Here is a 12,344-nt window from a genome sequence, read left to right on the forward strand (position 1 = left end):
AGGGAGTCTACGGCAGGATCACGACTTTACGCGGGCCGCCACCACAAACGGGCCGATCTGGGAGACATCCCACAGGTCCGGGGCCTGGAGGAACGGGGCCGGGCTAAACAGCAGCGCCCGGTAACGCACGTTCGGGTTATTGGGGAAGATATCCTCGGCGACGTGGGTCTTCCAACCGGACTCCGGATGGGAAAGATCGCCGCGGAAGACGAACACGTCCGGCTCCCGCCACTTCGCGTCTTCCAAAGAAGTGATGAACTTCTGTGGGTCGGCTAACTCGGCCCACGAGCCGTTAGCCCAGGATTCAATGGTCTTGTTCCGTTCAGTGAACTCGCCCAATGGATTAGCATAATGGCTGGTGAAGGCCTGGAAACCAAGGTAAGGGTTAAAGGCCATGAGGTGGATCTCATCGGTGAGGACGACCGTGTCGGAGGGTTCGTAGCCCATCGAGCGGATCTTCTCATCAATCGCCGGGTAGTGTCGTCCGGCGTCGGGGGCGAAGCGGTCTGCGCGATCGCCGTAACCATCGGTGTTGGTGTACGCCTGGTCGATGCCAACTTGGTTTTCCTGCGGTATGCGCTGCGCGTAGGCGATCCCACCGAGGCTGAGGATAAGCACCATGACCATAGTGATCATGCGGCGAGTCTTGTCATTGAAGCGGTCCGGGTACAGCCAATCCACGCCGACTAGCCGCAGCTCGGCTAATGCAAGGACGCCGGCAGAGGCCATAACCAAGACGACGAGGATATCGATGCGGAAGCCCAACAACGTGCTGCCAGCCAGCGTGGTGATCATGGACGCAACCGACCACAGGTAGAAACCCAGTAGGGCAATTCCCATGCTTAGGATGTCGTAGTCATACGCCCGCACTACCAAGTAGATCAATCCGATAAGACAGAGCAGGCCGATGATGGTGGGGGAGAAGAAGGGCAGTGGAATCTGCGTGGCCTCCGGCGGGAGGTAATGAGGGGCGGACGACCCGGAATGCGGGTGGCCGGTAGCCACGCTCCACAGATAGGGGCCCCAAGAAATCAACGCGATGAGCATCGAGCCGATTCCGATATAGAACAGACGGATCACGGGCACGAAGGTGTGGGCGTGCAAGGCGGTGAACACGGCTGCGATGGCCGTCACGGACAGGGCGACCGCGCCGGTGAACAGCGTGTACATCGTCGCCGAGAAACCCAGGTAGAGCAGGACGGCGGAGCTAGCGAACCAAGAACCCAGTAGGGCCCGACGAGCCATTATGGCGGCGGCCGGGGCACCGATGGCGACGATGGCGCCGTAGGGCTCCTCCGGGCTCATCACCAACATGATGCAGGTGCTGACCAGTGCCATCCCGGTGGACACTGCCAGCGACCCCGTGAGGCGCTGCCACACGGGGACAAGCATGCAAGCAGCCGCGCCCATGGAAATCAATGCCCACGGCTGATAAACCTCCCACCCCGGCATGCCAAGGAAGTTGGCCAGGCGCCCGCCGCCCCAGAACCAGCCCAAGGGGTAGTAGGAGGGCATATCCGCGTAATTCATGTCGTGGTTGCCCAGCGTCTCGGTCATGCGTCCGAGGAACTGTGTGCGGAAACCTTGGTCGTACTGGATGCCATCGAGGTACAGGCGTGACGACGACAGTGGTATCGCAATCGTCGACACCACCAGCGCCGCCGGCGAGAGATACGACACGAGGTAGGTAAGGAATACTCGCCACCGCGGGCGGGAGATCTGCAAGGCAGGAACTGGAACCGGCGTGACGTTGCCGTCCGGACCGGGCTCCGGCTCGGCTACATCAACGGCGTTGCGGTACGTCGCTTTTCGACGCCTGGCAGCTTGCTGTTCGTCGATCAGCCACCAAGCGGTCAGCGCGCCGACGGCCACCACGATCGCCACCGTCGCAGCGGTGGATAGAGCGTAGGTCATGTTCGACGTATTAAACGCCGGCCACGTGGTCATCCGCAGGACTAACCAAGCGGCAAGGATGAAAACAGCACCACCAGCCCAAGCGGCTGCAATGGCGACAACGGTCAGCTTCCTACTCAGCAGGTCACTGGTGTAACCCTCCGTTTGGAGGCGTTGAGACTTCGCGGGTGCCGCGCCAGGGGCGGTGGTGCTGCTAGATGCCATGCCTAAAAGGGTAGCTTGCGGAAGATCTGCCGTGGCGTCAGGTTAAACACCGTGGCCACCGCCTCGAAGGCGGGGTGCACATAGATGATGTCCTTGCCGTCAAGCACGGCCTTGACGGTGGCTTCCGCCACTTGGTCAACATCCACGGTCAGCGGAGCTTCCTTATCGACGCCCGCGCTCATCTTCGTGCGCACTTGTCCCGGTCGCACAACGAGAACGTTGGCACCGCTACCCCGCAGGGCTTCGCCCAGCTGGGTGTAGAAACCGTCCATGCCGGCCTTCGAAGCGCCGTAGACGAAGTTGGAACGGCGCACGCGCACGCCCGCCACCGAGGACAAGGCGACGATGGTGCCGTGACCCTGCGCCTTGAAGCGCTGGCCCAGCAGGACGCCCACTGACACCGGGCCGGTGTAGTTGGTCTGAGCGGAGGCGACGGCTGCGGCCTGGTCCTGCCACAGCTCTTCCTGGTCACCCAGGGTGCCGAAGGCAACGATGGCGACATCGACGTCGCCGAGCGCGAAGGCCGTATCAATGACGCCCGGGTGGGAGGCAAAATCGGTGGCGTCGAAGTCGATGACTTCGACGTCGGAGGCGCCGGCCTCGCGTACCTGTGCCACGGCGGCGTCGATACGCGGGGAGTCGGCGCGGGCGGCGAGCAGGACGCGGGCAGGACCGCGGGACAGGAACTCTGCGACGATGCCGAGACCGATCTCAGAAGTGCCGCCGAGCAAAAGAATGTTCTGGGCTTGGCCCACTGCATTAAGCATGGTGAGGACTTCTCCTTAATTAGTTCAGGTCCAGGCGACGCGACATATCAGACGCGAACACACCAGTGGGATCGATCTCGTTGCGGGTCTTGAGCCAACCGGCCATCCCCGGGTACATCTGGTGGAAGTTCTCCGCCGACGTACGCGATTCCTTGGCCAGGTACAGGCGGCCACCGAACTCCATGACGCGGCGATCAAGCTCATCAAGGAAGTCACCGAGCCCGCGCTTAATCGGGAAGTCCACGCACACGTTCCAGCCCGGCATCGGGTACGACAGCGGCGCACGGTTTCCCTCACCGAAGAGCTTGAACACGTTGAGCGCCGAGTAGTGGCCCGAACGCTGAATGTCACGAACGATGTCCTTGAAGGGCTCGACAGCCTCGCGCGGCACGACGAACTGGTACTGCAGGAAACCTTTGGAACCATAGCCACGGTTCCACTCGCCGATGAGATCCAGCGGCTGATAGAACTGCGTGAGGTTTTGCACCTGGTTCTTGTACTCACCGGACTTCAACCACCACAGCTCACCGATCGCCATCATGGACAGCTTGTTCATGGTGAAGGACGGGAAAATATCCGGCACGGTGATCAGCTGCGGGGCGTTGAACTTCAGCGGGTCCTTAGCCAGCTTCGGGTTAAGCTCCTTGAGCTGATCCAGGGTGGCCAGGCTGCCGCGCGAGATGGCGGCGCGGCCGAGTCGAGGCTCCGGTGAGATGGCATCGAACCAAGCAGAAGAATAGGTGTAGTTCTTCTCCGAGCCGTCGGAGTGGAACTCCACGGTCTCATCCAGGTTGGCGGTGAGATCACCATCAGCGATGAAGTAGGCGGTCTCCGTGCGCGTCATATTGATGGTGGCGCGCAGGATGATGCCGGTCAGGCCCATGCCGCCGACGGTCGCCCAGAACAGCGTGCCGTCCGGGTCGTCCGCGGAGCCTTCCGGCTCGAGGTGAAGGATGCGACCATCGGCCACGAGCAGCTCCATCGAGGCCACGTGATCACCGAAGGAGCCAGCAGAGTGGTGGTTCTTGCCGTGGATGTCGGGACCGATGGCTCCACCAATGGTCACTTGGCGGGTGCCCGGCAGTACCGGAACCCACAGGCCATAGGGGAGGGCAGCCTTCATCAGCTGGTCAAGGGTCACGCCACCATCGACATCGACGGTCGCGGTATCCGGATCAATGGAGTGGATCCGGTTGAGAGCCTGGATATCGACAACCAGGCCACCAGCGTTTTGGGCGGGGTCGCCGTAGGAGCGGCCCATGCCGCGAGCAATGACGCCGCGGCGGAGGTGGAGGGGCTTGTCAGAGTTGTCGTCAGCAACCTGCTTGACGGCGCTGACGATGGTCTCGACGTCCGGGGTCGAAAGGACATGGGCGGTGGTAGCCGCCGTTCGACCCCAGCCGGAGAGGGACTGTTCTGTGGTGTGGAGTTCCATCTTCCAATTCTTCTGTCGACGGATAAAAACACGAATGAATGCACCTCGAGCCTACCCGCGCGGGCCTAGCCGCCCCCAGAGCAAGCACTGGGGAAAAGCTGTGATCCTTAGCCGACTGCGACCTCAAAAGGATGGTTGGTCACCTTTCTGCCCGGCGTGTCGTCACAAGAGAGTGAGGGCCGCCACTGGCAGGTACCCGACCTGCGCCTTATCGACGTCCGTGGGGCCAGCGTTAACACATGGGCTCCAACTTGGCGAGAATTTCACAAAAATCGGGCGTGTGTAACGTTCCCTGCTTGCTTTTCGATTCGCAATACCCTATTCTGTGACTCAAGCGAAACGAGTCAGCGGCATCAACATTGGCGCCCGAAACTTGCGGCAGCCGAATGCATATTATGCGCGCTCGTTTTAGCCCAGCCATGTTAGAGCTTGGCATCTGGCCTGCGGATTTATTTCTGCGGGCCTTTTGCTTACCCCCGATCGGGGGTAGTTGCCGGGGCTTTTCATGCAACTATTTCATAACGATGGGGCGCGCCGAATCGGCGTTTGACGTTTGAAAACAGTACGGAACGAGTACTTTCCGTGGCTTGAATCACGGAACCTGAGCGCTTCCTGCATTTGCCCTCGCCGCGGAAAGTTTGCGATAGTATAGCCACGGAGCAAGTCAGAAGGCTTGTTCAAAACACTACGAAAGGGCTACTAACATGGCTACCCTCATCGAGAACCTCTTCACCAACGCCGGCAAGGTCATCTTCGACACCCTCGAGGCTCTGTACGGCGCCCTCAACGGTGGCATCACCACCCTTTCCTCTGACGTCTTCAACTAAGAAGAACTAGGAAAGCGCTCATCCCTCCGGGGATAGCACTGAATTACCCCAGGCTTTACGCCTGGGGTTTTTTCATGTCTACATCCGTTTCGAGAAACCACTGTTCACAGCCCCTCAATCGCGGAAGAATAGCTCCCACACAGCAATGATGTGGGAACCATCTATCCGGAAGGCCCCGCCGTCGCTCGACTCAGCCGCGGCGGCGACGCCGAGGGCCCGGCAGGACGCTGAACTGCAGCGTTGCCAGGATATTCACATTAGGCCCTCTTCATGCGGGAATGCCTCAGATCGTCGTTTTAGCCATTGCGGGGTCTGACTTCGCTTGGCATTATGGCGTCCAAGGGGCAGATCGAAAGAGCTGCCCGAAGAGATAAGAGAGAGGAACATGCCCATGTTTATTGTCGATCTGTTCAAGGCCACCGCAGATGCCCTGCGCGGCGGCTTCGATGTCGCAGCCGGTTCCGCACGTGGCACATTCAGCGTCGTTGGCGACTACGTGCAGGATCTGGTTGGCATCGCCACTTCTTCGTACTAACCACTACGAAGCGGCAAGCTAATCTCGCAGGGCCCCGCATCCTTTCAAAGGATGTGGGGCCCTGCATTGTGTTTGGGCGGCCCTAGATATCCAAGATTTCTCGGATTCCCGCGGGCAGTTGCTCTTGGCTCGTGATCTCGGGCTGGCCCGACTCCGCGTACTCCCGCAGCAGCCGATAGACGGTGCCGCGTTCGTGACTATCCAGGATGGGCAGTTCCTGCGCCAGCATCCGAGTCATGAGATCGTTGAGGGGGAGATTGGTTTCTTCGGCGGCGATGAAACGGCCCTCGTACTGGTCCTTCTCGGGGTCAAAGCCCTTGTTTCTTCCGAACATAACCACCAGGGTAGCCGCTAGGATGAAGGCCATGACTGACTACTACAGCCTCGATGACACCTTGGCCGGGCGCGTAGCGCAAGCAAGTGTCGTGGGCGCCATCGTGTCTTTGCCTGACTACATCGAATCGAAGTTCCTCCGCTTTCTTGTTGGCACCGGCATTCTCACTGTTGGTATGGCTTCGGTAGCTGTCCTCAACGCGATTGATGATGACCCGGACAACGATCTTGCCGTCGTCGCAGATAATCTGCGCCGTTCGATTGGGGATATTGGAAAAGCTGCAGGCCCCGAGTGGGAATTCGAGGCCGGTGACTTTAGCGTCGATTCCCCAGCTCGTACGTGGCTGATTATTGGCGGGGTTGGTGTCGTTACCGCGGGACTAGTCAAGTTGGATGGCATGGTGCAGCGCCGCATGGTCAAGGGCCTGCGCAATCGCGGATTCAAGCGCCCCAACACGGTCCTCGGAGCGATCGCAGGCGTGAGTGTTTTCGCCCTTTCAGAGGTCACTCATCGCCAACGCCTCGAGCTCGCGGAGTGACTGTGGAGCACCCGCTGATCGCGGTCGTCGATACCCAGCCCGACTGCACCGTCGTCTGGCACGTGCACACCTCCCCGGACGGGCCCTCCGCCTCCGGGACACTAGCGGGCGCGTGGATTCTGGGCAGTGGCTTCGTCGATCCCGACCGCCTCGGCGACCTCACTGCCAGCGCTTATATCCTAGACACCGCTCGTCCGCTCACTGAGCTTGTTAGCGCCCTCCTCGCCGCCGTCGCCGAAATCAAGGCGGCGGTAGCCGCCGCCAAGGAGACCAACCCGAAGCTGACGGCGCCGGTGTGGGCGGTCCCGTCGGGGACCGTGGACGTCGATAAGCTGCGGGACGCCTACCGAGGGGAACCGCTCGCGGAAAACGCCTGGATCTATGCGACGGCCGTCGCCGAGCTGGTTGAGGCGTGGCACACGATCGAAGGGCAGCGCCGATCCCGGAAATTCTTGCAGGAGGCGCTGGGGGCGGAAACGCGCCCGTTCCCGCTGCCATAGGATTCTGCGCGGCGGGCAGGCTTCTCGCTACCCTGGAAAGCATGTCCAGTAACGGTGCCGCCAACGTCGTCGTCGATCTGGCGACCGCCCGACAGCGCCGCCAGCGAACCGACCGCACCATCATCCTCCGCGCCTCCAATATCCGAGCCGACGCCGAAGTCCACCGTCACATCGGGGTCAACGATGGGCTCCACCTCGCCGATTTGCATGAGATTCTGGTCACCACTTTCGGCCTCGGGGAGGAAGTCGGCGCAACACCGTGGCACTTCAGCCGGGCGGGCCAGCGCGAAGAGCGAATCGACGCCGCCGATGCAATCCACACCCATCTACGCGGGGAAGGCGACACCCTTGCCTACTACTGGGGCCTGTGGGTCATCGAGATCTCCGCCATCGAGTCCTACCCACGCGACGCCGGCACCCCCCGAGCACTGTGCGTCGGAGGCTCCGGCTCCTTCGGCGGGCAGGACTTCGACCTCGCCGACATCAACGCGCAACTGACCGGCACCACCACCATCCGCGAGGTCCTCGCCGCAACGAATGCCGATGTCAGAAGCCTCATCGACCGCAGTGGCATCTTCGACTTCGTGCCCCTCCTGCAGGCCCTCGACCTCACCCGACCGGGCACATTGCCCGCCGACGTCTCCGCCGTCCTCGACCGATTGCCCGTTGAAACCGACCCCATGGAACGCGACGCCTTCTGGGCCATCGTCCTCGCCCTGGCCTGCATGGGTGACGAGGCAATATCGAACCACGTCCTCGAAGCCACCATGGGTGGACTCGGCTGGCCCCTCGATGGACCCGCCACCCGCGCCGCCTGCGTCGAGTCGCTGCGCCTGCTTTCCGACGTCGGCGGATACGGCACCGACGCCCTCTCACCCGTCGACCGCCTCGACTTCTATCGCGAACTCCTTAGAGTCTGACACCTTCTCCGGGTAGGGTGTTGTCTCGTGTCTAACCCCTCGAACGTGTCAGCCTCCGCCCCCGCAGCCGCCGCCGCTGCCGAGGAGAAGGATCTGAAAACCCAGGCCGTCCGCTTCATCATCTCCGGTGGCATCTCCGCCGTCGTCGACCTCGGCCTCACCTGGATCCTCCAGGTATTCTTCGGTGCCGGTCCGGTTCTGGCGCGTTCCGTCGGCTTCATCTTCGGCACCATCACGGCCTACCTGATCAACCGCCGCTGGACTTTCCAAGCCGCGCCCTCATCCAAGCGCTTCTTCATGGTCGCCGCTTTGTACACCGTGACCTACTTCGTCAACGTCGGCCTGCACGCCGGCTTCTACCGCCTGTTCACCAGCTGGGACTGGGGCTCCACCCTGGCGATCGTCGTGGCCTTCCTCATCGCCCAAGGCACCGCCACCGTGATCAACTTCGTGGTGCAGCGGCTGTTCATTTTTAAGTAGGTCTATTGCCTCTCCGGCCGAGTAAATTTCTCATTGCGGCCCTGCCGATGCAACCGCAGCCACTCTAGGAAAGCCCTCGGGTCCCGCTCCTGCACGAGGAAAAACCACCCGAACCGCGCATACTCCTGCGGCAACAACCTCCGCATGCCCGGCTGCGACATGATGTACCCCCGGTTGCGATACGTGAAATAGCGCTTGACCTCATTGTCCGGATACTGCGTGTGCATCCGCCCACCCAAGATCGGCCGGAACTCATCCGAGCCATCCGGGTGCAGATATGCCGTCGTCAACGCCGTGCCGAACTCCAAACCGGAGCGGACGAGACGGCGGTGATACTCCACCTCATCACCACGAATGAACAGCCGATAGTCCGGCACACCAATGATCTCCATCGCCCGGGCACTGATCAACGCTCCGTTAAACAAACTCGCAATACCCGGCAGGAAGTCCCCCTCCAACTCACTCCGCCGACGGCGCCACACCAAGCCCTGCCGCAGCGGAAACGCCAAACGATCCGGGTCGTCGATGTTGCAGACCACCGGTGAGATTTCGTGCAGGCCGTGGGCCTCGGCGACGTCGTAAAGCGTGGCCAAGACAGTGCCGTCCGCCGGACGGCCATCATCATCTGCACACCAAATTGCCTCCGCGCCCAGCGCGAGCGCCGACAAAAACCCATAAGCAAAGCCACCCGCGCCGCCCAAGTTGGCCCGGCTGGGCAGATACACAGCCCGGTCACCGGCCAGTTCGCTCACCAGCTTTTCGACGGCCGCCTCGCAGCCATTGTCCACCACAATCACCCACTCAACCGGGTGAGTCTGGTTTACCACCTGCTCCAACGATGCCCGGAGCAAATCGACGCGCCTGTGCGTCACAATCACCGCCGCCGTCGAACCGGAACGAGACAAAGGGAGAATGGCAGCGTGAGGCATGTTCCTTATTGTGCCATCCCAAGCTCTAATGGTCCGTTTCTCATGTACGTTTCGTGCCACACCCACACTGGACTCGTCTCCGAAGACAACGGCGCCGGATGGCGATGAGCTGCCGCGACAATCTGCTCCACCACCTTATCCAGGTGATACATCACGCAACTGCCCGAATAGCGCAGCACCCGATAGCCCTGCCGCGTCACCAGATTCTGCTTCCACCGATCCCGGACGAACGTCTCCTGGAACTCTGCCGAATGGTAAGCGTAACCATCGATCTCCACGATGATCTTGGACTTCTCGATCACCCCGTCAAAGAAGTACCCGCCGATCTGCGGATTCTGCACCACCTTCAGCCCGTGGCGCCGCAGCTCGCGGAAAACCTGCTGCTCTGGCAGGCTATCCGCCCCGATAGCCGCTTGATTTATCAGAGACCTGAGTTTCTCCGGCACCCTCGGGAAGCCGCGCAGATCCTCTTCCAGCTTCTGCTTCCCCTTCCGCGTCGAATACGCCGACTCCAGAAAATCCAGGAGCTTATCCTCCTCCACCTCCCCCAAAGCATCCGCCACCGCTACCGCCGGCGGAGTGATGCTGAGGCCCCTATGCTCTTCGAACTCGACCTGACGGCGCCTTTTCACCGTGATCAGCGAATTCGAATGATTCGAATCTTCCGGCCGCACGATCCCGACGATCGGCCGCGTCAACGGAGCTTCCGTCAGCAACTCGATCACCGTCCGGCCAGTGAAAATGAGATGGGGCCGCCGATAGCGCAACGCCTGCAACAGGAGTGTCCCCTCGGGCTTCGACGTCGTGAAAACACCCCGCTCGACGCGAAACATCTGGCCCTCGGCGACCAAACGATGCACCTGATGCCTGCTCACCCCATTGTCGACCATCAGCTTCAAGCTAACGACTCGGCCAGGCTCCAGCGGCTTCCGAAAGTGACTTGTCCCCATGAGTCTTCCCCCTTGGGGATCACCCTAAGCGACGGTGGGCTGGGGAGCAGGGTGGAAAGCGGCGTTGGCTAACAACTCCGGGGGTGCGGGAGGGTGAAAGCACCCGGAGTTGTTAGGAAGTGCTGGTTTGCCGGTGGTGAGAGGGTGGAAAGCGGCGTTGGCTAACAACTCCGGGGGTGCGGGAGGGTGAAAGCACCCGGAGTTGTTAGGAAGTGCTGGTTTCGGGCTCGTCGTCGAATCGCTTGAGCAGCGAGCGGACATAATCGCCAGCGCCCTTGCCCTCGTAGGCCTCGACGACCTCGTCAACCAGTCCGGCCGTGCGGACTACTCCGTGATCGATCCACAGCGCGGTGTTGCAGAGCTGAGCCAAGAAGTCATTGGAGTGGGAGGCGAAAACGAGGATGCCGGAGCGTTTGACCAGCTCCTGGAGCCGGACGCGGGCTTTGGCCATGAAGGCGGCGTCGACGGCGCCGATGCCTTCGTCGAGAAGCAAGATTTCGGGCTCGATGGAGGTGACGACACCGAGGGCCAGGCGCACGCGCATGCCCGTGGAGTAGGTGCGCAGGGGCATGTTGAGGAATTCACCGAGCTCGGAGAAGTCGGCGATCTCATCGATCTTGGCCTTCATCTGCTTGCGGGTCTGCCCGAGGAAGAGGCCGCGGATGATGATGTTCTCGTAGCCGGAGATCTCTGGGTCCATGCCGACGCCGAGGTCGAAGACGGGAGCGACGCGGCCGCGGATGTCGGCGGAGCCGCGGGTGGGTTCGTAGATGCCGGACAAGAGGCGCAGCAGGGTGGATTTGCCGGCGCCGTTGTGGCCGACGAGGCCGACGCGGTCGCCTTCGCGAAGGTGGAGGTTAACGTCGCGCAGTGCTTCGACGACGACGGTGTTGTCTTGGTTCCTGCCGATGGCGCCACCGGCGGTGGAGAGCAGGGCCTTTTTCATCGAGCGGGACTTGGCGTCGAAAATGGGGAAGTCGACGCAGGCGTTGTAAGTGTCAATCGAGACCATGGTGTTCTCCTATACCCAGTAGCTCACGCGGAAGCGCCATTGCTTCATGGCCAGTAGTGCGAGGACGAGGCCGACGGCGGTGCAGGCCAGGACGATCCACCAGTGATAGGCGGCGATGGGCTGGCCGATCATGGGGGCGCGGACGATTTCAAGGTAGTGGAACAGCGGGTTGATCTCGGCGAGGAGGGCGCGCTGGGCGACGTCGCCGCCCTGTTCCTTGAGGGTCTGGGTGGTCCAGACGATGGGGGTGATGTAGAAGAGGAGTTGCACGAGGGCCTCGAGGAGGGGCGCGACGTCGCGGTAGCGGGTGGCGACGATACCGAAGAACATCGCGACCCACACGCCGTTGAGGATCAGCAGCGCCATGGCGGGGATGGTGAGCAGGATTTCCCAGCCGAGGTCGCGGGGGAAGATCAGCATGAGGATCACCCAGATGACCAGGTTGTGTGCGAGGAAGATCGTTTGCCGCCACACCAACCGGTACACGTGGACGGACAACGCGGAGGGGAGTTGTTTGATCAGGCCTTCGTTGTCGATGAAGATGTCGGAGCCGTCTCGGATGCAGCCGGAAATGAAGCCCCACATGATGAGGCCGACGGTGACGTGGGGGAGGAAATCGGCGAGGGAGAGCTGGAAGAGCATCGAGTAGAGCAGGCCGAGCGCCAGGGCCATGACACCGGTGGCGATGGTGATCCAGAGGGGGCCGAGGGTGGAGCGGCGGTAGCGCTGCTTGATGTCCTGCCAACCGAGCTGCAGCCAGAGTTCGTGCTGCCGGAATCCGCGGGCGAGGTCTTTCCACGCCGCGGCGAAGGTCTTGGACCGGGAGGGAGGGACGTCGGTAGTAATGGCCTCGGTCATCCGGGCGACGTCGGCACGTAGGTCACGAGTAGGGGCTTGTTCCTGCACACCTACACCCTAGCGGTGGGGTCGGGATTCGCCGGTATCTGTGCGTTCGTGGCCCTGTTGGAAACCATGTTGACGTGGGGCTATTCATCTGGG

14 protein-coding genes are annotated in these 12,344 nt (G+C 61.7%); 6 read left to right on the forward strand and 8 right to left on the reverse strand.

Features of this window, described 5'->3' with window-relative positions; all coding sequences use genetic code 11:
* Positions 1 to 18: 18 nt before the first annotated feature.
* Genes CATRI_RS00740 through dprE1 form a run of 3 tightly spaced genes read right to left on the reverse strand, consistent with a single transcriptional unit; the run spans position 19 to position 4,320 of the window.
* A complete protein-coding gene (locus CATRI_RS00740) occupies positions 19 to 2,118 on the reverse strand; it encodes a galactan 5-O-arabinofuranosyltransferase (RefSeq protein ID WP_290218742.1) in 2,100 nt (699 codons plus the stop codon).
* Between the two features lie 2 nt (positions 2,119 to 2,120).
* Positions 2,121 to 2,885 carry a decaprenylphospho-beta-D-erythro-pentofuranosid-2-ulose 2-reductase gene (dprE2, locus tag CATRI_RS00745; protein WP_290218743.1) on the reverse strand — a complete coding sequence of 255 codons (765 nt, stop codon included), beginning with the start codon at positions 2,883 to 2,885 and terminating at the stop codon, positions 2,121 to 2,123.
* 19 nt (positions 2,886 to 2,904) lie between these two features.
* Complete coding sequence (gene dprE1 / locus CATRI_RS00750; protein WP_290218744.1) at positions 2,905 to 4,320, reverse strand: decaprenylphosphoryl-beta-D-ribose oxidase; 1,416 nt, start codon at positions 4,318 to 4,320, stop codon at positions 2,905 to 2,907.
* A gap of 704 nt (positions 4,321 to 5,024) precedes the next feature.
* Here dprE1 and CATRI_RS00755 point away from each other — a divergent pair.
* Together CATRI_RS00755 and CATRI_RS00760 are read left to right on the forward strand one after the other, a co-directional pair.
* Complete coding sequence (locus CATRI_RS00755; RefSeq protein WP_290218745.1) at positions 5,025 to 5,147, forward strand: hypothetical protein; 123 nt, start codon at positions 5,025 to 5,027, stop codon at positions 5,145 to 5,147.
* A 391-nt stretch (positions 5,148 to 5,538) separates the two neighbouring features.
* Positions 5,539 to 5,682 (forward strand): hypothetical protein, encoded by a 144-nt coding sequence (locus CATRI_RS00760; protein WP_290218747.1) that lies wholly within the window; start codon positions 5,539 to 5,541, stop codon positions 5,680 to 5,682.
* An 82-nt stretch (positions 5,683 to 5,764) separates the two neighbouring features.
* Here CATRI_RS00760 and CATRI_RS00765 read toward each other — a convergent pair whose 3' ends face one another.
* On the reverse strand, positions 5,765 to 6,016 hold the full coding sequence (locus CATRI_RS00765) for a hypothetical protein (protein ID WP_290221215.1): 252 nt from the start codon (positions 6,014 to 6,016) through the stop codon (positions 5,765 to 5,767).
* A gap of 31 nt (positions 6,017 to 6,047) precedes the next feature.
* Here CATRI_RS00765 and CATRI_RS00770 point away from each other — a divergent pair, with 31 nt between their 5' ends.
* From CATRI_RS00770 to CATRI_RS00785, 4 genes are all read left to right on the forward strand, one after another.
* On the forward strand, positions 6,048 to 6,554 hold the full coding sequence (locus CATRI_RS00770; RefSeq protein WP_290218749.1) for a hypothetical protein: 507 nt from the start codon (positions 6,048 to 6,050) through the stop codon (positions 6,552 to 6,554).
* Positions 6,555 to 6,556: 2 nt separating this feature from the next.
* Complete coding sequence (locus CATRI_RS00775; RefSeq protein ID WP_290218750.1) at positions 6,557 to 7,054, forward strand: hypothetical protein; 498 nt, start codon at positions 6,557 to 6,559, stop codon at positions 7,052 to 7,054.
* 41 nt (positions 7,055 to 7,095) lie between these two features.
* Complete coding sequence (locus tag CATRI_RS00780; protein WP_290218752.1) at positions 7,096 to 7,974, forward strand: hypothetical protein; 879 nt, start codon at positions 7,096 to 7,098, stop codon at positions 7,972 to 7,974.
* 93 nt (positions 7,975 to 8,067) lie between these two features.
* Entirely contained in the window at positions 8,068 to 8,454 is a 387-nt protein-coding gene (locus CATRI_RS00785) for a GtrA family protein (RefSeq protein ID WP_435384211.1), read from the forward strand.
* Between the two features lie 2 nt (positions 8,455 to 8,456).
* On the opposite strand, the gene glfT1 is transcribed toward CATRI_RS00785, so the two are convergent.
* The 4 genes from glfT1 to wzm all read right to left on the reverse strand — a co-directional run bounded on the left by glfT1 (position 8,457) and on the right by wzm (position 12,251).
* Complete coding sequence (glfT1, locus tag CATRI_RS00790) at positions 8,457 to 9,383, reverse strand: galactofuranosyltransferase GlfT1 (RefSeq protein ID WP_290218755.1); 927 nt, start codon at positions 9,381 to 9,383, stop codon at positions 8,457 to 8,459.
* A gap of 5 nt (positions 9,384 to 9,388) precedes the next feature.
* Positions 9,389 to 10,273, reverse strand: coding sequence for an endonuclease domain-containing protein (locus CATRI_RS00795; RefSeq protein ID WP_290221220.1), 885 nt, complete (start codon positions 10,271 to 10,273; stop codon positions 9,389 to 9,391).
* 265 nt (positions 10,274 to 10,538) lie between these two features.
* Positions 10,539 to 11,345, reverse strand: coding sequence for a galactan export ABC transporter ATP-binding subunit Wzt/RfbE (wzt, locus tag CATRI_RS00800; RefSeq protein WP_290218757.1), 807 nt, complete (start codon positions 11,343 to 11,345; stop codon positions 10,539 to 10,541).
* Positions 11,346 to 11,354: 9 nt separating this feature from the next.
* Positions 11,355 to 12,251, reverse strand: a complete 897-nt coding sequence (gene wzm / locus CATRI_RS00805; protein ID WP_290218760.1) for a galactan export ABC transporter permease subunit Wzm/RfbD — start codon at positions 12,249 to 12,251, stop codon at positions 11,355 to 11,357.
* Positions 12,252 to 12,344: the final 93 nt, after the last annotated feature.

It is taken from the genome of Corynebacterium atrinae (assembly GCF_030408455.1).
Taxonomy (GTDB): domain Bacteria; phylum Actinomycetota; class Actinomycetes; order Mycobacteriales; family Mycobacteriaceae; genus Corynebacterium; species Corynebacterium atrinae.

Excerpts from the sequence above, each read along its gene's own strand:
- CATRI_RS00740 (WP_290218742.1), bottom strand. The coding sequence starts at position 2,118 with ATGGCATCTAGCAGCACCACCGCCCCTGGCGCGGCACCCGCGAAGTCT.
- dprE2 (WP_290218743.1), bottom strand. The coding sequence starts at position 2,885 with ATGCTTAATGCAGTGGGCCAAGCCCAGAACATTCTTTTGCTCGGCGGC.
- dprE1 (WP_290218744.1), bottom strand. The coding sequence starts at position 4,320 with ATGGAACTCCACACCACAGAACAGTCCCTCTCCGGCTGGGGTCGAACG.
- CATRI_RS00755 (WP_290218745.1), top strand. The coding sequence starts at position 5,025 with ATGGCTACCCTCATCGAGAACCTCTTCACCAACGCCGGCAAGGTCATC.
- CATRI_RS00760 (WP_290218747.1), top strand. The coding sequence starts at position 5,539 with ATGTTTATTGTCGATCTGTTCAAGGCCACCGCAGATGCCCTGCGCGGC.
- CATRI_RS00765 (WP_290221215.1), bottom strand. The coding sequence starts at position 6,016 with ATGTTCGGAAGAAACAAGGGCTTTGACCCCGAGAAGGACCAGTACGAG.
- CATRI_RS00770 (WP_290218749.1), top strand. The coding sequence starts at position 6,048 with ATGACTGACTACTACAGCCTCGATGACACCTTGGCCGGGCGCGTAGCG.
- CATRI_RS00780 (WP_290218752.1), top strand. The coding sequence starts at position 7,096 with ATGTCCAGTAACGGTGCCGCCAACGTCGTCGTCGATCTGGCGACCGCC.
- glfT1 (WP_290218755.1), bottom strand. The coding sequence starts at position 9,383 with ATGCCTCACGCTGCCATTCTCCCTTTGTCTCGTTCCGGTTCGACGGCG.
- CATRI_RS00795 (WP_290221220.1), bottom strand. The coding sequence starts at position 10,273 with ATGGTCGACAATGGGGTGAGCAGGCATCAGGTGCATCGTTTGGTCGCC.
- wzt (WP_290218757.1), bottom strand. The coding sequence starts at position 11,345 with ATGGTCTCGATTGACACTTACAACGCCTGCGTCGACTTCCCCATTTTC.